Consider the following 20,994-nt stretch of genomic DNA (forward strand, 5'->3'; position numbering starts at 1 on the left):
ATGACCATATCGCACTCTGCTTTGCCCGCCGCACGCCATAAGCGCTTCTCTTTACAGCTTTATGGCTATTTGTTGGTACTGCCGGCATTGGTTTTCCTGATTACTTTTACCCACTACCCGGCGCTGGCTACGGTGTGGGAAAGTGTATTCAGCGCAGCGCACAATAACCAACCGGCCCAATTCGTTGGGCTGGAAAACTACCGTGCATTGCTGGACGACGAGACCTTCATCCTGGCCTTACGCAATAACCTGTTGTATGCGGCAATCACCATCCCGCTGGCCGTTGGGTTAGCACTACTGATGGCCTTGGCGGTAAATCGGCGCATGCGCGGCACCGCACTTGCCCGCGCCGCCTTCTTTATTCCATCGCTGCTGCCGATGGTCGCCATCGCCAATCTGTGGTTGTTTTTCTATACACCGCAGGTGGGATTATTGAATCAATTGTTGGCGCTGTTTTCATTGCCGGCGGTGAACTGGCTGGGCGATCCGGACTCTGCGCTGTATTGCCTGATGGCCGTGTCGGTGTGGCGTGAAGCCGGTTTCTTCATGATTTTTTATCTGGCCGCGCTACAGCAGATTGATCCCAAACTGGCTGAGGCCGCCGAGATTGAAGGTGCTTCCCGCGGCTACTTCTTTAGACGGATCCAGTGGCCGCTGCTGATGCCCACCACGCTGTTTATCCTGATCAACGCCTCAATGAATGCTTTCCGCATTGTCGATCAAGTGATCGCCATGACCAACGGAGGGCCGGACAACAGCACCAGCCTGCTGCTGTTCTACATCTACCGTACGGCGTTCAGCTATTGGGATCTGCCGTATGCCTCGGCAATGACCGTCGTGCTGCTGGTCATTCTGGCCTCTATTGCGTTGGTTAAATTCAATTTGCTGGATAAGCGAGCCCACTATCAATGAGCCTTTCCCTCACTGCCGCGCCGGCACAAACCGGCTCATTACGCCGTATTGGCTGGAATTTACTGACCTGGGGGGCTGCCCTGCTGTGGGTCTTCCCGATCCTGGTCGCGACCTGGGTGGCGATTCATCCCGCAGCCGATCAAGGCGGGTTTTCACTTTTTGCCCCATTGACCACCCAAAACTTTATCAATGCCTGGCATGCCGCCCCGTTTGGACGCTATTTCCTCAACACCGTTTCGCTGGTACTGCTGATTGTTTTCTTCCAACTGATACTGGCCACCATGGCAGCCTATGCGCTGGTACGGTTCCGGCTCAAAGGTGCGGGCATCCTGTTCGCCCTGGTGCTCTTGCAGTTGATGATCAGCCCCGATGTACTGATCCTGAATAACTACCAGACCATTGGCGCCTTGGGGCTGCGCGATACCCTTTTGGGGATTGCCCTGCCTTATTTTGCCTCAGCATTCGCCATTTTCCTGTTACGACAAACGTTTAAAAGCATCCCGCTGGTGCTGGAAGAAGCGGCCATTGTCGAGGGTGCCAGCCGGTTTTACATCTTGCGCCGTATTTATATTCCGCTGGCAAAACCGGTATATGTCGCGTTTGCCTTGGTCTCAATCAGCTTTCACTGGAATGATTTCCTCTGGCCGCTGGTCATTACCGACTCGGTCAATGTACGGCCGCTGACCGTGGGGCTACAGCTGTTTTCGGCACCGGAGCAAGGCGTGCAATGGGCGTTGATCGGTGCCGCGACGTTGATGACCTCTGTGCCGTTATTAGTGCTGTTTTTAGTGTTTCAACGTCAGTTTGTTCAATCCTTTATGCGCGCCGGCATTCGCTAGCGCTGAGCAGGTAACCCATGACTACACACCTCACCGCAGCACAGTCACTGGCCCTGGGTCAGGTCAGTTCGCTTTACCAACACCCCCAGTTTTCCTGCGACCCCGTAGCACCTGGCACCCTGCGCTTTGGGCTCATCGCCGATCCGCAATATGCCAACGCCGATCCCAACCTGGAATATAACCGCTACTACCGTAACAGCCTGCGTAAACTGACCCAGGCTATTGCTCAGCTTAATGACTTGCCCTTGGCCTTTGTCGCGACGTTGGGAGATTTAGTCGATGATAACTGGGGCAGTTATGCTGAACTGCTGCCGGTATACCAGCAGTTACGTCATCCGCATGCGGTGGTTATGGGTAACCATGATGCTGATGTGATTTCCCGCCATCTGGCAGCGCAATCCCCCGTACTGGCACTGCCCAAGCACTATTACCAGTTCAGCCTGAAAGGCTATCGCTTTATCGTGATTGACGGTAACGACCTCAGCCTGTATTGCAACCAAGCCAACGGCGATGAACACGCGCAGGCACAGTGCCTGCTGGCCCGCATCCGTGCCGAGCATCAGCCGCAAGCGCAAAGCTGGAACGGCGCAGTGGGTGATGAACAACTGCGTTGGCTGGCATGCAGTCTGGCGGATGCACAAAGCAAAGGGGAAACCGTTGTGGTGTTTGGGCACTACCCCTTAGCACCGGCCAATGAACATAATCTGTGGAACTGCGATGCGTTGGTGGATTTGCTGTGCCGCTATCAGGTACGTGCATACTTTGCCGGTCATTATCATTTGGGTGATTATGTACGGGTGGAAAATACCGACTTTATCACCCTAAAAGGCATGGTCGATGGCGACAATTTGCTCCCCTTCGCCGTAGTGGAACTGGCAGAAGAGACACTTTCGGTCACGGGTTATGGCCCGGAAATTAGCCGGGTGCTGACTCGATAGAATTCCTACTGCTAATTAGCAATTAGGGGGTTAGGGAACTGGGGTCACTCTACCCCAGTAACTTCTTGCGCTTCCTTTAACGCCTCCTGCCGTAGGATCGATTGTATATAAGCATTTCTATTTTTTAACGAAGTAAAGTCACCTCGATCAATAATACGACCGTTTTCCATTACGATGATTTCATCCGAGAAGTTAAAGGTAGAGCTGCGGTGACTTATGTTAAGTATCATTGCCTCTGGATAACAAAGCTTAATGTTTTTTATCACTACCCTTTCATTGATAACATCAAGAGCCGATGTTATTTCATCAAGGATAATGACACAGGGATTCCGAAGAAATAACCGGGCCAGCGACAGCCTTTGGCGCTGGCCGCCAGAAAGCGTCATGCCGTCATCTCCAATATTCATATCCAGTAGTTCCTGCGAATTGTCAACGGCAAGATCATCAAGCCTGGCTAATTTAAGCGCCGTTTTCAATTGCTCATCAGTTGCTTCCGGGCAAGCGATTCTTAAGTTAAACCTTAGTGTGTCCATAAAAATATAATCATTCTGCGACAGGTGAAAAATCGTATTGGCTCGTTGACTTTGTGATAGATTATTAATATTTATTTCGTCTAATAAAACCTCACCAGTCTCGGATTTCAGATCGCCAGCCAAAAGTTTAGCAATCGTGCTTTTTCCTGACCCACTGCTACCTGTCAACGTGATGAAATATCCTTTTTTAATTTCCATATTGAAGTCGTTAATAATAGGATTTGACATTCCTTCATAATTAAAGCCAAGGCCTTTCATTTTAACGCACTCAATAGGACCAATCAGGCCTGAACGGCTGCCCTGTGCTGCAGTCACATCAGATAATGAACTAATGAATACATAAAGTGATGTTGTCGATTTTTGTAGTGCCGTAAACATTGATCCAATACTTTCCAAAGGAGATGACAATAAGAATATATAAGATGAAATCATCACAAAATGCCCAATGCTTATGTTGCCGTGACTTACCTGGTATAGTGAATAGAAAAATGACATTCCAAAGAAAACAATATTGCAAACTGATTCAACAATAAGAAACCTCATATCAGCTTTAAGTAAACCCTCATGTTTTTTTTCTATTTTATTAAGGAGTTTTTCATAACGGCCAAAAAGATATTCATAGGAGTTAGATACTTTTGCAGCCCCCATATTCTTAACACTATCTGTAATTAAACTGTATTTTTTTACTGATGTATTGTAAAAGTCATTATATAACCCTACGATTTCAGGGTTGAAGGCATTTTTAATAAAAAAATACAAAATGAAGTACAAGGTAAAAAGCAAGGCGACAACATAATCACCAGAGATGATAATGAATACCACACTAAAAGTTAATTGTAATAATGGAGGGATGAAATTATGAGATATATTCCTTAACAAAACCGTCAGCTCATCTATTGCCTGATTCAGTTTTTGAGTGATATCCCCAGTATTTTCACTTTTTTTTATGGCATCCTCTCTATAGAAAAGGCTTTTGAAATAATGATTGGTCATGCTGATTACAAGGTTGTTTCTCAAAGAAGTTATTAATATGAAATTCAACGCAGAAGCAAGTTTTCTGAGACTCATTATGACAATGTAGCTAAATGCAAGCAGGTAGACAACAGCCTGAAAATTCGTAAGCCTGGTATCAATTACACCGATCAATCGCGCCATGATAACGGGTTGTATGGAAATCAGAATGGTAGATAAAAATGAAATGACGATAATCACAAAGAACTTGGTCTTAGCTGACATTCCTGAAGTATTTTTAAAGTACCTGAGTATAAGCCAAAACTTGTTCATCTAGATTCCTTATATTATTCAATACTAAGACATAACGGGGGCCCCCGTTATGTCTTAAATGTTAGATCTTGACAAACCGTTTAAAACCTAGAGTCGGGTCTATTTTATCGACCTGAGTATCAGTCATGGTCGTCGTTTTAATCAGTAAAAGATCTTTTTCAGTTAACATACAATCCCCTTTAAAAAATTAAAATGATCTGTATAGTATGTAATCATATAATCACATACTAGAAACATCACTTTAAATGATTTAAGTGAACAACCTCGATGCACTTACAATAAAACACAATAATCGAATCCCACTCCGAAAATAAAAATGCCTCGCGCAAACTTATGACATACCCACTCCTTGCGACATGACATAATTCTGTCAGCGGAATATAATTAATTTCTCCTCTATCTAAAATCAGATTGAATAACATTCTAGATACACGACCATTTCCATCATGGAGTGGATGTATGTTCATCAAGAAAGCCGCTGCAATAATTGCACAAAACAAAGTGTTTTCTTTGTAATTATCTGAGATAAATGTTCTCAACTTGCTCAGCTCAGGAGGTAGGCATTGAAAGTCCAGGAACTCTGTATAACTGCCATCTTTTTCAGGAACGGTCCTTACATTGATCTCACGAATTCTATTACTTCGATTGAACTCAGTCCCAGCCAAACAAATAAAATCACAAAAACTTTTATCATCATTTAAAATACTAGAAAAGTTAACACTTAAAAAATTAAACGCTTTAAAGTCATTGTCGCTACTTTTATTTTCGTTGGCGAACATTATATCATCCACATACGGACTGAGACGGTGTTTCAAAATAGATACACTTCCATTTTCAATGGAAACTTCAACATTCCTGATAAATTGATGATAATTGCAATCTGAAGAAATTCCATTTTGTAAAGTAGATATGCTGCGATTTAGAATGGTAAGTGTATCCCCTGTTATGTCCTCATCCTTAGGAAGCCCCAATGGCAGTAGCTTGATCACGTTCCCTTGCAACATATAGTTTTCCATAAACGTCTTTCCTTAGCGTAGCCCCCTAAAATCTGTTTAAATTTTTTAATCTATTCACATGACTCTCAAGTTTCATATTTATTAATTTTTTTTAACAATCATGCCCAAATTTGCCCTGGCCGCTGCAGTTTGCCAAAGTGAAATCCTCGTCAAGACGCCAGCCCACCGCCACCCTGGTATGGCGTCTTTCCGGCAATCTTCATCACTTCTGCCCCCAGGGTGACAAAAGGTGCTTGCCGGCAGGCATAGATAAGTCCGCCTGCTTTGGCGCGTACCGCTTTTACCGTATCGGTGATCGGGTCAACAATTTCAGCCACGGCTTCATCTGCCTCTACCCACTCCCCCGGCTGGCGCAGCAGCAACAGAATACCGCTGGCGGGCGCTGTGACAATCTCCCCGGCGGCGAAGGGTAACATTGTCACGTCTCGCTGCGGTATTACGGGGGATTCACCGGTAACGGCACCCCGGTGTTGCAAATAACGATAGAGACGTTCAGCGTCGGTGCTGGCCAGCTCGTGGCTAATATCCCGTTGCCCACGCAGCTCCAGCGTGACCGCCATACAGCCGGGTGCCAGGTCTTTCAGCGCAGCATGCTGCGCCGCCAGTCGGTGCCAAGGCAGGCCGCAAGCCTCGTCAAAGGATCCGCCACCGCTGTCTTGTGAAAGCAGCACTGCGCCGATATCCATAAAGCACGCCAATACTTCTGCCTGTTCACGCCAGGCTGGATCGGCATACATATGCAAGATTGCACGATCATCACAGTGCAGATCCAGAACCACATCCGCATCGCAGGCGAGCAGAAGCAATTGGCGACGTAATGCCGTGACTTCGCTGGTGTCCTGCAGCGCCTGTAACGCGTCACACATTGCGGCACGCACCTGCAGAGGTAAGGGTTTTCCGAAACTGAAGTCCTGGTTTTTTAACAGCAGTGCCAAGTCGGGAAAATCTCGGTTGAAGTTGCGGCCGCTAACCAGATCGAAGCGCCCCACGCCGCCATTGAGCAGCACCTGAGCCAATCCGGGCGGGTTGGCAACCGGAACAATGATTATTTCACTTTGCAGTTCCCCACGCCGTTCCGCCTGGCTGAGTAATCTTTTAAGATAATGCAACACCAGCATGCCGGGCAGTTCATCGGCATGTAAACCGGCCTGCAGGTAGATCTTTTCCCCTTTACCCGGCTGGCCGAAATGAAAACTGGTAATTTGGCGCTGCCCACCCAGCGCATGTTCAGGTAACTTATGATGTTTACTTTTCATTGGACGCCCTCTCTGTGGAAAAAAAAGCCCGGCTTGATCGCATCGACAAAAAGATCCTTGAAATACTGTGCCGGGATGGCCGCATTTCCTATCAAAAGCTGTCCGAGCAGGTCAATCTGACCGCTCGCCCTTGTCTGGAACGGGTACGTGGGTTGGAGCGCGACGGCATTATTCGTGGCTATAGCGCCATTATCGAATTGCCTGAGCCGGAACATGCGTTTGTCATTCAGGCGCAGATCGCACTGGCCGACCATGGGCATTCCCAACCGGCGTTTGAGCAGGAGATGCGCAATACGCCGGAAGTGCTGGACTGCTGGCTGGTCAGCGGCAATTTTGATTTTCTGGTGCGAATCGGTTGCCGCAGTATGGAAAACTACCGGCTGTTGGCCGATGCTTGGCTGACCAGCAAAAAATTCCGGGTGGATAAAATTGTGACGTTAACCGAATTGCAGTCCATCAAACGTTCCTGAGCCGGATTAATCGCGGCGAATAAACGCCAGCCAGCGCCGTTCTGCCCGTGAAAACAGGAAGATCAGCAGGAAGGTACACAGCAGGTACAGCGCCGCTGCCATCAGGAACGGAACAAAAGGTGAATAGGTTGCGGCATAAAGGGCGCGCGCCACACCGGTGATATCCAACAGCGTAACGGTACTGGCCAGCGACGTGGCATGCAGTAAGAAGACCATCTCGTTGTTCAGTGCAGGAATGCCACGCCGCAGCGTCGCAGGCAGGACAAGCCTGCGAATGATCTGCCACTGGCTCATGCCATAGGCTTCGCCGGCAATCCACTCCTGGCGCGGGAAAGTTTCCATCATACCGGCCAACAACTGTGCGACGTAGGCACTGGTATTGAGCACCAGCGCCAGCGTGGCGCAGAACGTCGCGTCACGAAACAGCAGCCAGAATGGCTGATCGTTCTGCCAGCCCAACTGCACCACATCAAACTGCGACAGGCCGTAGTAAATCAGCATCAACTGTAGATAAAGCGGCGTACTGCGAAAAAAGTAAGTGATGCTGCGGATGAGCCAAGCCACCGGCCGTGGGCCATAAACCTGGCCGATCGCCATTAGCATCGCCAACAATAAACCGGGTACAACCGACAGCAAGAATAACTTGGCGGTCATTGCCAGCCCGGTCACATCAGAGCCATCACTCCATAAAAAGCTCGGCACCGCTTCCAGCATGTTTTGCAGGTTCATCAGCGTGCTCCTGCCGAATTCGACGACGCCAGCGCATAACGCCGCGACAGCAGGCTAAAGCCCCAACTGGTGATCGCGGTGATCACCATATAAATCAGTGCCACCAGGAAATAGAACAGGAAAGGTTTTTGCGTTGCGCGCCCCGCTTGCTCCGCCAACCACACCATGTCCTCCAGCCCGAGGATCGACACCAGCGCTGAAGCCTTCATCAACCCAAGCCAGTTATTATTAATGCCGGGAATGGCGAAGCTCAGCATCTGCGGTAACAGCACGCGCCGGAACACCTGGCCGGGGCTCATGCCGTAGGCCATCGCCGCCTCAAGCTGGCCGCGCTCCACGGTGAGAAATGCGCCGCGGAAGGTTTCGGTATAGTAAGCGCCAAACACGAAGCCTATCGCCAGTACCCCGGAGATAAAGGTGTTGAAATGCAGGGGGCCCAGCCCCAGCAAACCAAGCGCGCCGTTAACCAGCATCTCACCGCCAAAGAACAGCAGCAGCATGATCACCAGTTCAGGAATGCCACGCACCAGGGTGGTATAACCCGTTGAAACCCAACGCAGCCAGCGCGGACCGAACAGTTTGATCACCGCATTAATCAGCCCAAGCGCCAAGGCAACGGCCAACGAAACCAGCATCACGCACAGCGACAGCGCCGCGCCCTGTATCAGCAATGGCAAATACTCTACGACCATTCCCGGCCTCCCCAATTTAACTGAATGCCGGGTCAGCCGGCGTTAGCGAGCCGGTTTAGTCACCGTAAATATCGAAGCTGAAATATTTTTTCTGGATGGCCTCATAAGTGCCGTCGGCGCGAATGGCTTTTATTGCACCGTTAAGCGCATCTCGCAAAGCGGGGTTGTCTTTACCCACTGCGATACCCACGTCGGAGGAAATACTGCTGTCGTTGATCACCGGACCGGCGAAGGCAAACTTCTGTCCGCGAGGCGTATCGATAAAGCTGCTGGCAGCCTGAGTGTTATCCTGTAACGACGCATTAATACGGCCGGACATCAGATCCAGATAGACATTATCCTGATTGGCATAGGAAACAATCTTCACGCCCTTCCCGCCCCAGTGCTGTTTCGCATAGGCCTCATGGATTGAACCTGTCTGGACGCCGACAGTTTTCCCTTTCAGGCTGGCGACCTCTGGCAGTAAATTACTGCCCTTGCGTGCCACTAACTGGGCGGAACTGCGGTAATAGCGATCGGTGAAGTCCACTTCCTTTTTACGCTCATCGGTAATGGTCAGCGAAGCAATAATCGCATCGAACTTATGCGCATTGAGCGCAGCGATCATGCTCTCAAAAGGTTGTTTGACGAACACGCATTTGGCATGCAGTTGGGTACACAATGCATTGGCAATATCAATATCGAAACCGGTGATCTCCCCATTGGGTGCAAGCACATCAAAGGGCGGATAACCGCCATCAACGCCAAAACTGATGGTGTCAAAGGCCTGGGCCGCCGCTGGGCCACCCAGTGCCAGGCTGGTCAATAAAACGGCTAATGTTTTTTTCATGGCTGAGATCCCCGGTGAAAGAAAATACTAGAAACGAAGTGACAGGCAGGTCAGGCCGCCGTCCATTTTTTTGAATTCACTGGTGTCGAGCTGAACGATCGGCATCCCTAACGTTTCAATTTGCGCCAAGGTCTGCGGATAGCCCTGCGGGGTAATCAACGTATCGTTGATCCACAGTGTGTTACCGGCGTAGGACTCGGCTTCTGGAATGACAATGCTGCTGTAAGCGCGAAAGTCAGGATGGTGCTGGTAATCTTCCGTCAGTAACAGGGTATTGCGGCCAACATAGTTAACTATCGATTTCAGGTGCAGCCCGGCGCTTACCTCAATCGCAGTCACTCGGTAACCATAGGGTTCTACCGCTGCGGCAAACTCGCCAATTCCGATGTCATCCGTACGTGACGTCAGACCGACAAAGAACTGGCGATCAACCAACAGCACATCACCGCCATCGAGATGGCCACTTGTGCTCATCCGCACCACTGGCCGCTCACCGGCAAACAGGGGGGCAATAGTGTCAACCTCGCCCTGACGGCTGGGTGCCCCGGGATGAGTGATTACCGCCAACTCCGGCATTACCACCGCCGTGTCTTCGACAAAGTGTGCATCAGGAAAGGCCGGCGCAGCGGGCAACACCGTCACTTTTAGCCCCAGGCGGAGCAAGGTGTCCACGTAGGCCAAAAACTGCTGAGCGGTGGCGGCGACATCCGGCGCGCCCAGTTGCGCGGTAGTTTGTCCGCTGCCGCAGCTATCGGCAGGGAGTCTGGCAATGGCTTGAGTAAAGTGCATGGCGATTCTCTCGTTTGAAAGGGACGGTCACTGTTGATTCGATTATCAAACAGATACCGCCGCCAATCAGGTTGAATCCCGCCACCACGACTCTACATTTACGCTGTTTATGCCTTCGGCAACGACCAATTCCGCTGTGTGCCCCTTTCACGGAATGGGCGGCTGAGCCCCCGTGATGCGTGGCATCACCTCTTTCATCAACGCCAGAAATTTACGCAGACGCGCCGGGTAGTAACTGGCGTACGGGTAAAGCAAATAGATCGGTAATGGCGCCGCACGCCAGTCCGGCATCAATGGGATAAGTCGCCCCTGCTCCAGATCCTGTTTAACTACCCAGGACGACAACATTGCGACCCCAACACCGTTTAACGCGGCTTTACGCACCGCGTAAAGGCTGTCGGTGCTTAATCTGGGCGCAATGTCAAAACGGCAGGTCTCCCCGGTGTCGTGATGGGTCAACGTGACTTCATTGCGATAAAAGCTGTTTAGCGCCAGCCAAGGCAGTTGCGCTAAATCGCCGATTTGATTCAGCGGAGTGCCTCCTGTCAATAACCCTGGCGCCGCTACCACGATGCGCGGCACTTCCGCCAACAATACGGCAACCACCGAAGGATCGGTCACGGCGCCGACGTGGATCGCACAATCCACGCCCTCAGGAATGAAATCGGGCGAGTGATCGTTGAGCGTCCATTCCACACTGGTCTGGCGATAACGTTGCAAATAATCGCCCAACGGCCCAATCAACTGGTCCTGACCAAAGGCGTGCGGCGCCCGCACCCGCAATATGCCCACCGGCTCATCGCGGGCACCCCGCAGCTCATCCTCCATGATCTGCCACTGTTCAATCAGCTTACGCGCATGCTGATAACAACGTTCGCCGTCATCCGTCAGCTTCATGGTGTGCGTCGTGCGTTGGATTAACTTAACGCCCAGCAGTTGTTCCAGCACCTGTAGGCGCCGGCTAACGGTGGGCTGTGACGTCTGCATTTGCGCTGCCGCCGCGGAAAGGCTGCCGCTGTCAACGATACGTACCAGCGTTTGCAACATGGCTATGCGGTCGCCATTCGGAAATGAGTTTTTATTCATACGTAATACGTATAACAGTTTTACCTGTCCTGGGGCTACAGTTGGCGGCGAAGAACGGCAAAAATAGCCGCACTTAACCTGTTCTGGATAACCAACATGCGCCTACTTTCATCAGTCGACACCACCACCCTTTCCTCCAACGTTGTTTTTCTGCTGGCAACGGGGGCCGGTCTGAGTGTGGCGTCCATCTACTACAGCCAACCCATGCTGAGCATTATGGGTGATGCATTCCACACCGGGGTGAGTGATACCGGCCTGGTGCCGACACTGACACAAATAGGCTACGCGCTGGGGATCTTATTATTGGCCCCGCTGGGTGATCGTCACGATCGTCGGCAAATCATCCGGATTAAAGGCGTACTGCTGGCGCTGACCTTGCTGCTTTGTGGTTTTTCCTCTTCATTCCCGCTGCTGTTGCTCAGCAGTCTGGCGATCGGGTTAGCTGCAACGGTTGCGCAAGACATCATACCGGCAGCCGCTACGCTGGCTTCTGACGCCAATCGGGGAAAAACCGTGGGGACATTAGGGGTTCTGGCCATTACCCTCGCGATGGGGGCTGTATTACCGCGTTTTAAACCCAATACCACGTTGAGCTACCCGGCGCTGCTGCGCTCATTAGGCACGTTATGGACAGAGTACCCAGCTTTACGGCGTGCAGCCCTGGCGCAAGGTTTATTGTCGGTTGCGTTTAGCGCTTTCTGGTCAACACTGGCGATAATGCTGGCGGAACAGTATCAGTTAGGTAGCGCAGTGGCCGGTGCTTTTGGGCTGGCCGGCGCGGCGGGAGCACTGGCGGCCCCCTTGGCCGGCACACTGGCAGATCGTCATGGCCCCGACTATGTCACTAAAATCGGCGCCGCCATGGTGGTGTGTTCATTTGCCCTGATGTTTCTGTTGCCGTTACTGTCAGTACCCGCGCAGTTGACCCTGATCGCCATAAGTGCGGTAGGTTTTGATCTCGGAATACAGGCCACGTTGGTGGCGCATCAGACGATTATCTACGCCATTAACCCGGCCGCCCGCAGCCGCCTTAATGCCATCATGTTTACTCTGGTGTTTATCGGCATGGCGAGCGGCGCCGCTTTAGGCAGCAAGATCCTGGAAAGTGCCGGTTGGCCTGGGGTGATCGCATTGGCAACGTTGGCGGCGACCGGAGGGCTGGTACTGCGGCTGTTAGCCAAGGTCCCCTCGCGTGCCGCTGCCTGATGGTATAGAACGTCAAACACATAGCCGCAGCCTCTGCGGCTATGTGTTTTAAGCGTGTCCGCCCTCTTGGCCATTTTCAGCACAAAACTCTCGATACCAGCGATCTTCGGCTAACAACTGAGTATGGCTCCCCCTGCGGCGTAACCGCCCCGCGGCCACAATGACAATACTGTCGGCCAGCGCCGCCAATCGAGGGTTATGAGTGACATAAATGCAGCTGGCGCGCCCACGCTGACGTGCCAGCAATGCCATCACGCGGTTAACGCTGAGTGAGTCCAGGCTCGCGGTGGGTTCATCCAGCAAAAGGATGGGCGTTTTGGCACACAGGCTTCGCGCCAGACAAAGGCGCAGCCGTTGCCCCCCGGACAATGCCGCACCGCCCACGCCAACATCGCTGTCCAACCCCTGCGGTAAACGGGCGATCTCCTGTTGCAGGCCTACCGCCGACAGCGCCTCCTGCATTTCATGTTCTTTTAACGCCGGGTTCGCTAATTGGAGGTTCCAGCGAACACTTCCCCGGAACAGCGGCGTATCTTGCAATAACACATTGCGACACCCTGCCAAGGTTGGTGCGTCAAGCTGACGAATATCCACCCCACCAACCGTGATCAGCCCTTCGGTAGCGTCGGTGTTTCGCGCCAGAACACTCAATAAAGTGCTCTTACCCGCGCCGGATGGGCCGACGATGGCCAGCAATCTACCCGGTGGAATATCAAGATCAATATTGCTAAGCAGCACCGGGCCGTCCGGCAAGCGGTAGCTGACCTGCCGCGCGATCACATGGCTGTCCGCCGGCGTCTCACCGGGTTGTACGAATTGGATTGCGGGTGTTTCCAAAACCCTGAGCACCTGCATCAACGCCTGCCAGGCATTGCGTAGCGACTGGCCAAGCTGCGTCATTGCCGCCAAGGGTTCGATAAACCGGACTAACAGCACCATTTCGGCAATCCACAGCGGGATGGTCAGTTCACCTCTGCTGACCCGCCAGGCCCCCAGCAGTAACACCAGTAAGAATACCGCCTGTACCGCACCGGCAAAGATCAACGTGATAGGTAATGAGCGTCGTTGAAGTTGCACCACGTTCCGGTACTGCGCGGTCAGTGCCTGTACCAACCGCTGTCCGGCCTGTTGATTCAACCCCGCGGTGCGCAGTAACGCCTGTTGTTGCCCAAACTCGGCCAGCTGCGCGGCGCTGTTCTGTTCTGCCAAATGCCGTTGATCTTCCAGGGCAAGCGTCCGTTGCCCTCCCCAACGTAGCCCCATGCCTAACAGTACCGTGGCGATCAACAGGCAACAGGCCAGCGGCAAATCGATAAACGCCAACCCAACAATAACCGTTGCAGGGGTCACAACCGCCGTAATCAATGGAGCCAGCAAATGCGCGGGGATTGCCATGGCCGTCAGTACCGGCCCCCGCACCAACCCCGGCAAATTCACCCTGCCAAGCAGGTTGGCGGGTATACGCGGAATATGCTGGATCAAAGCACCGATCAGTATCCGTACTACCGTACAGCCAGCCAAATACCCTTTCAGCGTCGCCCAAAACATCACGCCGCCATACACCGCGGTGGCCGCCAGCAACGCCCCTAATGCCGACCAAATTTGCGCGCTGGTGCCGCTGAACCAGGCGACGATCAGCGGCACTAACATCAGACCGGCGACACCATCCAAAACGGCGCACAGCGTCATCCACGACAGTGTCTTCACCAGCGGCGTCCGATCCCGAGATGGCAAAGATTTCAGGCGTGTCATATTAATAGCCATAACTGTCTCCCTGGCTGTCCCAAAGCCGGCGATAAAGGCCCCCGGCGGCTAATAATTGCCGGTGGTTGCCACTGGCGACTAACTGCCCGCGCTCCAGCACGAGAATACTGTCGGCATCCATGACATCGGCCAATCGGTGACTGACGATCACCGTGGTGCCCGGCCGCTGACGCAGGCGACCTAATAAGGCCGCGGCAGTTTGTGGATCAAGCGCCGACGTGGGTTCATCCAGCAGTAAAATCGGTGCCGGAGACAGCAAGGCCCGTGCAATAGACAAGCGTTGCAGTTCTCCACCTGAAAGCTGTAAGTCTTGTCCCGGTATGCTTTGGTAACCCAACGGCCGTGCCATGATGTCCTCGTGCAGACAGGCAGCCTTTGCTGCGGCATGGACAGTGGCCTGATCGGCATCCGGACGATAGAGCGCGATGTTTTGATCCAACGGGCGTGCCAGTGCACATCCCTGTTGCAATACCGGGGTGATCAGTTGAAAACGACAGGCATCGGACAGACTCGCCAAAGGGTGATTCTTGATCCGGATTTGCCCGCTGTCCGGATCCATAAACCGCGCCAACAGCAACAGTAAGCTGCTTTTCCCGGCCCCCGACGGCCCAACAATCGCGGTGACACTGCCGGCTGGCAGCGAAAAATTGATGTTCTGTAGAACCGGTTCGTCATCGTAATGAAAACAGAGTTCGCGCACCTCAATATCGACCGGCGCAGTCATATCGGGCTGTTGTGTTCCGCTCACCATGTCTGGCGTAGCGAGCAACGTATTCAACCGCTCTGCCGCCAATTGGGCACTACGCAGGGCATCACCGCCGTGCCCCATCGCCTGAAGCGGTGCGGCAATTGCCTTAACCAACAACAAAAATACGCACAGTTGCGCGGCTGGCAGAGGCGTCTCGCCCAAGCTCAACGCGCCAGCAATGACCCAAATCCCCAGCAAGGGTGCCCCCAGCAGCAGTTGCATACCCGCGCTCAAACGGCCGATACGCTGAACCCAATGGCTGAATGCCGTCACAAAAAGATCGGCTGCCGCCTGTGCCTGCGCTTGTACCCCGGCCTGCGGATACTGCCGCACGGCAACCGGATGACTGGCCAGCGTGCCGTAGCTTTCCAGCATATCCTCCATCGTACGATCGCGCTGTTCGACATCGGCCCGGAACCGGGGAGCTCGCATCGCCACAAACAACCCAATCGCAGCGCTAAGGGGCAGCAGCGCAAACAGCGCCAGCGACATATTCAGTGAGAACAAATAACCAAAGGCCACCAATGGCACAATCAGCAAATTCACCAAATCCGTCGGCGCATGGGCGATCAACTGATGCAGCGCTCTTACGTCCTGCTCAACGTAACGGGCTACGCCATCCTGGCCTTGATGTACAAACCAGTTCAACGGCAAACGCTGCAATTTTTCCGCTAATGTTAAGCGCAGCTGATGGCAAAGCCCGGCATCCACGCTGTGCGTCAGATACAGTGCCAACGTCTGGCCGATCAGCCACACCAAGCCGCTGACGGCGATAAGCCACAGCCAACCCCTTTCAGCAACAGATTGAGTTTCTGCTGCGATATATCCCAGCAGGATCCAAGGGACCAATGAACATAGGCCTGCCAACGTCTGCAAAAAAATGGCCGCTGCCAGTGGCCGGTAATACGGCCGTAACAGGCAGTGTAATGCCCCTTTCATCGCGCACTCTCCTTAAAATTCCATACCTTACGATAGCGGAAAATCAGGTGAGCTCCGGCGGGGATACTTTTGACAGCGGGACTTTTTATATCGCCCGCCGGTTAGCGTGCCCTCACCGCTCGGGGAGAAATGCCAAAGCGCTTGCGGAATGCGATGGATAAATGTGCGGGGCTGTAACCCACACGATAGGCAATGGTGGCAACATTGGCCTCTTCAGCGCTGAGCATGCGGTGTGCCTGTTGCAGGCGATACTCTTGCAGCCATGCAAAAACGCTGTTGCCGAAGATCTGACGGAAGCCGTTGGTGAGCTTGCGGGTGTTAATCCCCACCTGTGCCGCCAGACGATCCAGTCCTGGAGGATGTGGCAGGTTGGCAATCAACAGATCGCGCGCGGCATGGAGACGCTCAATGTCCGATCGTGAGAGGCGTAGATCGGCCGCCTTTGACGGGGCATCGGACAGGTGTTGCAGGCTCATGGCGATGAGCTCCATCGCCTTACCCGCCAAGTACAGATCTCGCGTGGCACCTTGCAACGGGCAAGTGGCAATCTGTGTGGATAACGCCAACAACAGTTTAGGTGCCGGGCCGATAAGCATTTTCGGCGGTTGCCCTGCCCGAGACGTTAATGCCGCCGGAAGCAGTTCAGCATGTTGATCCTGGCCGTCGCTCTCCAATTGCAAAATGGTGTAGCGCAGAGGGGTGTTGCGTTTAAAACGGTGTGTGACGGCGAAGTCGCCAAGGTTACTGAATGCACAAAGTGAAGGCTCAGCGATATGCCGTTCGGCCTGCCCTGTAACCCGGCATTGCATCTCGCCACTGTGCACCAGCGCCAGTTTGATACCGTTGATCAACGGATCATCTTCCCAGACAGACTGCGGTTCCAGCCAGGTACCGCTATGTAACAGGATGTGCGGTGCATATTTTAGGCGCTCGGGGTGCGGAACGGGCGTAATAATTGGCTGATGCTGTGCTGTGGAAAACGGCAGGGTTGTCATAGTGTGCACGGGGTCAGATAACGGGCAACAAGGCTTTCACTATGGCATAACGGCCGGCAAATGAAAGTAATTCTTATTCAATCCACCAACCGCCAGGGAGATGCGCCAACTTCTGAGGTTGATTTCAGCCCGTTACTCTCATATGCCGCCGTTTTGATCGCCTTGACAGGGTTACGGCGGCCACTGATGATGCTTAGCTACCTCATCCGTTTAGGTTCAGATAATGAAAACATCCCCCGCCGTCACCATTCACTATTGTTCGCAATGCAACTGGCTACTGCGCGCAGCGTGGATGGCACAAGAGCTGCTGCACACCTTCAACACCGATCTGGCTGCCGTTACGCTGGTTCCGGGTACCGGCGGCATTTATGAAATTTCCGTCGATGGCGTAGTCATTTGGGATCGAAAAATCGACGGTGGGTTCCCAGAGGCATCTGCGTTAAAGCAACGTCTGCGCGATCGCTGCTTCCCCGAGCGTTCCTTGGGCCATGTGGATAATAAAGGGGCTAAAGGTTAAGGCACTGTCGTTTGCGCAGCCTGCCGTAATTGGCTCATGGCTGCCGGCATAGCCAAACCAAAGTTCAGCAAGGCACTGTCATCAATCACCAGCAGGTGCCGCTGCTTACCCGCAGGCGTAAACGCCAACCCAGGTAATTTCCAGAGATTCACTTCGCCGCCCAGCCTGCGCAGACTGCCCTTACCTATTACCAGTAACTGTGGTGCTGCGGCAATTAACCCTTCCTGGGTCAGCAACTGATAGCGAGTCACGTTGGCCATCGCGTTCTGTAAACCGGTGCTGCGAATCGCGCCATCAGCCGCGGTGCCTTTACCGGCACCCATCGCCGAGATACCGGTATGTGCCATAATGAACAATACCCTGATGGGCAGCAGATGGGTTGGCACGGCATCCAGTTGACGAGCCAGTTTCGACTGCAGAACCTGCCCCTCTTTTTCACGCCCGAGCGCGGTGGCGATCACGGCAATTTTTTCATTAATTACGCTCAACGCGGGTTTGCCCGTCACCGTTACAACGGTAATGCCAACCTGCTCAAGCTGTTGTAATACCAACGACGGTTGTGCCAGTTCACTGGCGATCACCAGCGTAGGTTTCAACGCCAAAATGCCTTCGGCATTGAGCTGACGCATATAGCCGATATTCGGCAACTCTGTGGCTTGCAGCGGTTGTTGACTGGTGCTGTCACACGCGACCAATGCTTGCTGTGCACCTAACGCATAAATAATTTCCGTGACGTCTCCACCAATAGATATCACACGTTCGTTGGCAAAAACAGAAAACGGCAGCGCCAATAATCCTAGAATCCAGGCTCTCATTGGTTTTTTCCTTCATGGGCAGGATAATCAGGTAACAAGCGCCTTCCGATAAGAAAGGTGCTTGTTGGGCTAAAGGTGTATCCAAGGACGGGGCTTAGAAATCGACGTTTACGCCAAGTTGGAAGGTTCTTCCCGGCATAACGGCCAGCGCATTATCGTAAGCATCCTGTTTGGTAGAGTCCGTGAGTTCACGGCTGCTCAGATAATCACGGTATTTTCTGTCGGTGATGTTATATACGCCGCCGCTCAGCTTCACATTACGGGCAACCTGCCAGTAAGCCGACATATCCACCAGACCGTAACCCGGCACCCGCAAATACTCGGCCGTTGCGTCAGTGAGCGTACTGCCGCTGGCGTTGCTATAGCTTTCACGGTTGGTGGCTGCCGCCTGTTTGCCTTTCACAAAGGTCGCAGTAATGGCGGCACCGTAGCGTTTCGCCGGATCATCCCACGCCATCCCTACAATGGCTTTCATTGGCGCGACGCTGTCAATATCGACATATTTGTCGCCTGAATAACTAGACTTGGATTTCCCTTGGTTGTAACCCAGCGCAAAATTCGCGCTCAGACCGTTAACCTGCTCAAACCAGGTACCGAAATTCAGTCGAGTACTGATTTCGCCGCCGTAGATGTAAGCCTTGTCGCGGTTTTCTGCCTGGTAAATGGTGTAGATATTGGAAGGCACGTTAGCGAACTTGCCCGGGCTGCTGGCACGTTGATAGCGGGTATACGCAATAAAGTTTTTATAGGTGTTGTAGAACAGCGACGTACGCACCGTAACACCCTCAACGACGTCTCCCTTCATGCCCCATTCCAGGTTATTGCTGGTCTCGGTTTTCAGATCGGCGTTACCAATCAACGCATACTGTGCCGTACCTGCATAGCTGGAGCCAAGGTTCCATGAACCATACAGCTGACTGGCGTTAGGGAACTGCGCCCCACGCTTGTACTGTACATAAGTCATCAGCGTTGGCGTAATGTCGTATTGGAAACTGAGTGACGGTAAGACTTGCGTGTCAGTATTGCTTTTGCCGTACAGCGTTTCCAGTTCAGACTCCGTGAGCACCGCGCTCCCCGTGGTCAGACTGCTCAGGTTTTGCGGTTTCGTGCTTTGGTGAGCCACGCGCACACCGGGTACAACGGCAAAGCCATGTCCGTCCAGATCAAACTGGATTCGGTCCTGTACATACCCACCCAGCACGTAACTACGGCTGTCAGACTCTGGCTGCATGATGGCGGTGAACGCGCTTGGCGCCGGTTCTTCCCGGAATGGTCGCTCGGTATCCGCCACGCGTGCATTAACCCCACCACTCAGCGTATGGCGACCCAACGTTTTGGCGATCTGTGTTTCAAAACCGTAGGTGTTAACGTTGTAGTCGGAGTAAACCCGCTCCATGCTGCCGGTACTGGTCGGCATGTAGGTGTTATCATGTGCTTGAGTCTGCTGGTAATAGATTTTTGATGTCAGAGTATCGACAAAATCATTGTATGGCGTCCATTCATCTTTCAGGCTGACGCCCCAACGGCGCGTATTGCTCTGCTGCTGTGCGGTGCCCAGAATGGCGCTTCCGGCCGAATTCCAACTGTCGTAATGGGTATGGTTGGTTTTGTCGTAGTAATCTACCGTGCCGGTGAGTTTGTGCTCGTCGCTGGGTTGCCAGATGCCGGAAGCCATCAGCGCATTGGAATGCCAGTTGGCCGGATAAGCCTCATTGGTACCACTGTTATTTTGCGTTTCCTGCCCATCCCGGCGGCTATACACAAACACCCCTCGCAACTGCTCATCGCCTGCGGCAGCGGTGATGCCGTTATGCCAACTGCGATTGGATGAGTCGTAATCGCTTTGGTAACCAAAGTAGGTCTGCTTGGTGGGTGACAGATACTGGTCCGCCGTCTTGGGTGAAAACGATACCGCGCCACCGATAGAGGTATTACTGCGTTCTGTTGACGTCGCCCCCGATTCAATGTCCACTTGGCCGTACATGTAAGGGTCAAGATAGTCCCTGCCGATACCGAAAGTGTTGAGCCCCGCACGGCTAACATAGCTACGCCCAGTCGCATCTGGTTGTGGGATCCCATCGACATCCAGCCCGACACGGTTACTCTCCAGGCCACGGATGTTATATCCGGTGTAACCACTGCGATCGAACCCGCTTTTCCCGGAAGAAGAGCCACCACTGACACCCGTTGCACCAATCAGCGTTTCATAACGCATTATTGAGCCAAAATCATTCCCCCCTTTTTTCTGCATATCTTGTGCAGAAATCGTGGTTATTGTTCCGGCTTTTTTTTCAATTACCGGTGCAACAACCGTTATTTCCTCTTCATTTTGCGTGGTCTTTTGTATTAAGGGTTTATTTACTTCACCATTAACGTAAAAAGTGGTGCTGGCCAGAGCCCCGCATAGGACGGACTGCCCGATAATTCCCCGGTAATTAAAAGTTTTGCGCATGTATTAACCCTGCATTAATTATTAGTATAAGCTCGCAGTTGCTTCGTCACCCGGGAGTTAACCGGGTTCAACAATATTAATGAAAAGTAATAATGTAAAAATAAAGGTCTTTCTACGTAGACTTGATGAAACACATGATAATGATAATGCTTATCATAAGCAATATCGTCATAATATTGATTGAT

At 52.5% G+C, this 20,994-nt stretch carries 19 protein-coding genes; 6 read left to right on the forward strand and 13 right to left on the reverse strand.

Annotated elements, in window-relative coordinates; translation table 11 throughout:
* From AC2FC2_RS04730 to AC2FC2_RS04740, 3 genes are read left to right on the forward strand one after another with little or no spacing between them, the layout of a single operon-like run.
* Positions 1 to 912, forward strand: a complete 912-nt coding sequence (locus AC2FC2_RS04730) for a carbohydrate ABC transporter permease (protein WP_490307533.1) — start codon at positions 1 to 3, stop codon at positions 910 to 912.
* Positions 909 to 1,751 (forward strand): carbohydrate ABC transporter permease, encoded by an 843-nt coding sequence (locus AC2FC2_RS04735; protein WP_209633363.1) that lies wholly within the window; start codon positions 909 to 911, stop codon positions 1,749 to 1,751. Before AC2FC2_RS04730 ends, AC2FC2_RS04735 begins: the two co-directional genes overlap by 4 nt.
* A 17-nt stretch (positions 1,752 to 1,768) precedes the next feature.
* Positions 1,769 to 2,689, forward strand: a complete 921-nt coding sequence (locus tag AC2FC2_RS04740) for a metallophosphoesterase (protein ID WP_265556861.1) — start codon at positions 1,769 to 1,771, stop codon at positions 2,687 to 2,689.
* A gap of 44 nt (positions 2,690 to 2,733) precedes the next feature.
* Here the strand turns inward: AC2FC2_RS04740 and AC2FC2_RS04745 are convergent, their stop codons facing one another.
* The 3 genes from AC2FC2_RS04745 to AC2FC2_RS04755 form a co-directional block, all read right to left on the reverse strand.
* Positions 2,734 to 4,506, reverse strand: a complete 1,773-nt coding sequence (locus AC2FC2_RS04745; RefSeq protein WP_265556862.1) for an ATP-binding cassette domain-containing protein — start codon at positions 4,504 to 4,506, stop codon at positions 2,734 to 2,736.
* 236 nt (positions 4,507 to 4,742) lie between these two features.
* Positions 4,743 to 5,522 carry a Fic family protein gene (locus tag AC2FC2_RS04750; RefSeq protein ID WP_490658850.1) on the reverse strand — a complete coding sequence of 260 codons (780 nt, stop codon included), beginning with the start codon at positions 5,520 to 5,522 and terminating at the stop codon, positions 4,743 to 4,745.
* 149 nt (positions 5,523 to 5,671) lie between these two features.
* Entirely contained in the window at positions 5,672 to 6,778 is a 1,107-nt protein-coding gene (locus AC2FC2_RS04755) for a succinylglutamate desuccinylase/aspartoacylase family protein (RefSeq protein WP_490658851.1), read from the reverse strand.
* A 14-nt stretch (positions 6,779 to 6,792) separates the two neighbouring features.
* Between AC2FC2_RS04755 and AC2FC2_RS04760 the strand changes: the two genes are divergently transcribed.
* Positions 6,793 to 7,248, forward strand: a complete 456-nt coding sequence (locus tag AC2FC2_RS04760) for an Lrp/AsnC family transcriptional regulator (RefSeq protein WP_265556865.1) — start codon at positions 6,793 to 6,795, stop codon at positions 7,246 to 7,248.
* 6 nt (positions 7,249 to 7,254) lie between these two features.
* Here AC2FC2_RS04760 and AC2FC2_RS04765 read toward each other — a convergent pair whose 3' ends face one another.
* The 5 genes from AC2FC2_RS04765 to AC2FC2_RS04785 all read right to left on the reverse strand — a co-directional run bounded on the left by AC2FC2_RS04765 (position 7,255) and on the right by AC2FC2_RS04785 (position 11,373).
* The gene (locus AC2FC2_RS04765) at positions 7,255 to 7,977 is read right to left on the reverse strand and encodes an ABC transporter permease (protein WP_209633351.1); all 723 of its coding nucleotides are present in this window, start codon (positions 7,975 to 7,977) and stop codon (positions 7,255 to 7,257) included.
* A complete protein-coding gene (locus tag AC2FC2_RS04770; protein ID WP_209633349.1) occupies positions 7,977 to 8,669 on the reverse strand; it encodes an ABC transporter permease in 693 nt (230 codons plus the stop codon). The genes AC2FC2_RS04765 and AC2FC2_RS04770 overlap by 1 nt, the downstream gene beginning before the upstream one ends.
* A 55-nt stretch (positions 8,670 to 8,724) precedes the next feature.
* Positions 8,725 to 9,498, reverse strand: coding sequence for an ABC transporter substrate-binding protein (locus AC2FC2_RS04775; RefSeq protein WP_209633347.1), 774 nt, complete (start codon positions 9,496 to 9,498; stop codon positions 8,725 to 8,727).
* 27 nt (positions 9,499 to 9,525) lie between these two features.
* A complete protein-coding gene (locus AC2FC2_RS04780; protein WP_490658852.1) occupies positions 9,526 to 10,287 on the reverse strand; it encodes a dimethylarginine dimethylaminohydrolase family protein in 762 nt (253 codons plus the stop codon).
* Between the two features lie 147 nt (positions 10,288 to 10,434).
* Entirely contained in the window at positions 10,435 to 11,373 is a 939-nt protein-coding gene (locus tag AC2FC2_RS04785; protein ID WP_490658853.1) for a LysR family transcriptional regulator, read from the reverse strand.
* Positions 11,374 to 11,469: 96 nt separating this feature from the next.
* On the opposite strand from AC2FC2_RS04785, the gene AC2FC2_RS04790 reads away from it, so the two are divergent.
* The gene (locus AC2FC2_RS04790; protein WP_490658854.1) at positions 11,470 to 12,579 is read left to right on the forward strand and encodes an MFS transporter; all 1,110 of its coding nucleotides are present in this window, start codon (positions 11,470 to 11,472) and stop codon (positions 12,577 to 12,579) included.
* A 48-nt stretch (positions 12,580 to 12,627) separates the two neighbouring features.
* Here AC2FC2_RS04790 and AC2FC2_RS04795 read toward each other — a convergent pair whose 3' ends face one another.
* The 3 genes from AC2FC2_RS04795 to AC2FC2_RS04805 all read right to left on the reverse strand — a co-directional run bounded on the left by AC2FC2_RS04795 (position 12,628) and on the right by AC2FC2_RS04805 (position 17,025).
* Positions 12,628 to 14,343 (reverse strand): amino acid ABC transporter ATP-binding/permease protein, encoded by a 1,716-nt coding sequence (locus AC2FC2_RS04795; protein WP_490658855.1) that lies wholly within the window; start codon positions 14,341 to 14,343, stop codon positions 12,628 to 12,630.
* Positions 14,333 to 16,030, reverse strand: a complete 1,698-nt coding sequence (locus AC2FC2_RS04800) for an ABC transporter ATP-binding protein (protein WP_490658856.1) — start codon at positions 16,028 to 16,030, stop codon at positions 14,333 to 14,335. Before AC2FC2_RS04800 ends, AC2FC2_RS04795 begins: the two co-directional genes overlap by 11 nt.
* 101 nt (positions 16,031 to 16,131) lie before the next feature.
* Complete coding sequence (locus AC2FC2_RS04805) at positions 16,132 to 17,025, reverse strand: helix-turn-helix domain-containing protein (protein WP_490658857.1); 894 nt, start codon at positions 17,023 to 17,025, stop codon at positions 16,132 to 16,134.
* Positions 17,026 to 17,248: 223 nt separating this feature from the next.
* Here AC2FC2_RS04805 and AC2FC2_RS04810 point away from each other — a divergent pair, with 223 nt between their 5' ends.
* Positions 17,249 to 17,542 carry an Rdx family protein gene (locus tag AC2FC2_RS04810; protein WP_209633332.1) on the forward strand — a complete coding sequence of 98 codons (294 nt, stop codon included), beginning with the start codon at positions 17,249 to 17,251 and terminating at the stop codon, positions 17,540 to 17,542.
* On the opposite strand, the gene AC2FC2_RS04815 is transcribed toward AC2FC2_RS04810, so the two are convergent.
* Entirely contained in the window at positions 17,539 to 18,357 is an 819-nt protein-coding gene (locus AC2FC2_RS04815) for a heme/hemin ABC transporter substrate-binding protein (RefSeq protein ID WP_490658858.1), read from the reverse strand. The genes AC2FC2_RS04810 and AC2FC2_RS04815 overlap by 4 nt on opposite strands.
* A 94-nt stretch (positions 18,358 to 18,451) precedes the next feature.
* Positions 18,452 to 20,809, reverse strand: a complete 2,358-nt coding sequence (locus tag AC2FC2_RS04820) for a TonB-dependent receptor domain-containing protein (protein ID WP_490658859.1) — start codon at positions 20,807 to 20,809, stop codon at positions 18,452 to 18,454.
* Between the last annotated feature and the right edge of the window lie 185 nt (positions 20,810 to 20,994).

This window comes from Serratia sp. CoH_122_TC_1, assembly GCF_058191755.1.

What these genes read in the sequence shown, in the direction of transcription:
- AC2FC2_RS04800 (WP_490658856.1), bottom strand. Translation starts at nt 16,030, where the DNA reads ATGAAAGGGGCATTACACTGCCTGTTACGGCCGTATTACCGGCCACTG.
- AC2FC2_RS04770 (WP_209633349.1), bottom strand. Translation starts at nt 8,669, where the DNA reads ATGGTCGTAGAGTATTTGCCATTGCTGATACAGGGCGCGGCGCTGTCG.
- AC2FC2_RS04735 (WP_209633363.1), top strand. Translation starts at nt 909, where the DNA reads ATGAGCCTTTCCCTCACTGCCGCGCCGGCACAAACCGGCTCATTACGC.
- AC2FC2_RS04730 (WP_490307533.1), top strand. Translation starts at nt 1, where the DNA reads ATGACCATATCGCACTCTGCTTTGCCCGCCGCACGCCATAAGCGCTTC.
- AC2FC2_RS04765 (WP_209633351.1), bottom strand. Translation starts at nt 7,977, where the DNA reads ATGAACCTGCAAAACATGCTGGAAGCGGTGCCGAGCTTTTTATGGAGT.
- AC2FC2_RS04810 (WP_209633332.1), top strand. Translation starts at nt 17,249, where the DNA reads ATGAAAACATCCCCCGCCGTCACCATTCACTATTGTTCGCAATGCAAC.
- AC2FC2_RS04815 (WP_490658858.1), bottom strand. Translation starts at nt 18,357, where the DNA reads ATGAGAGCCTGGATTCTAGGATTATTGGCGCTGCCGTTTTCTGTTTTT.
- AC2FC2_RS04775 (WP_209633347.1), bottom strand. Translation starts at nt 9,498, where the DNA reads ATGAAAAAAACATTAGCCGTTTTATTGACCAGCCTGGCACTGGGTGGC.
- AC2FC2_RS04790 (WP_490658854.1), top strand. Translation starts at nt 11,470, where the DNA reads ATGCGCCTACTTTCATCAGTCGACACCACCACCCTTTCCTCCAACGTT.
- AC2FC2_RS04805 (WP_490658857.1), bottom strand. Translation starts at nt 17,025, where the DNA reads ATGACAACCCTGCCGTTTTCCACAGCACAGCATCAGCCAATTATTACG.
- AC2FC2_RS04820 (WP_490658859.1), bottom strand. Translation starts at nt 20,809, where the DNA reads ATGCGCAAAACTTTTAATTACCGGGGAATTATCGGGCAGTCCGTCCTA.
- AC2FC2_RS04795 (WP_490658855.1), bottom strand. Translation starts at nt 14,343, where the DNA reads ATGGCTATTAATATGACACGCCTGAAATCTTTGCCATCTCGGGATCGG.
- AC2FC2_RS04780 (WP_490658852.1), bottom strand. Translation starts at nt 10,287, where the DNA reads ATGCACTTTACTCAAGCCATTGCCAGACTCCCTGCCGATAGCTGCGGC.
- AC2FC2_RS04740 (WP_265556861.1), top strand. Translation starts at nt 1,769, where the DNA reads ATGACTACACACCTCACCGCAGCACAGTCACTGGCCCTGGGTCAGGTC.
- AC2FC2_RS04750 (WP_490658850.1), bottom strand. Translation starts at nt 5,522, where the DNA reads ATGGAAAACTATATGTTGCAAGGGAACGTGATCAAGCTACTGCCATTG.
- AC2FC2_RS04785 (WP_490658853.1), bottom strand. Translation starts at nt 11,373, where the DNA reads ATGAATAAAAACTCATTTCCGAATGGCGACCGCATAGCCATGTTGCAA.
- AC2FC2_RS04755 (WP_490658851.1), bottom strand. Translation starts at nt 6,778, where the DNA reads ATGAAAAGTAAACATCATAAGTTACCTGAACATGCGCTGGGTGGGCAG.
- AC2FC2_RS04745 (WP_265556862.1), bottom strand. Translation starts at nt 4,506, where the DNA reads ATGAACAAGTTTTGGCTTATACTCAGGTACTTTAAAAATACTTCAGGA.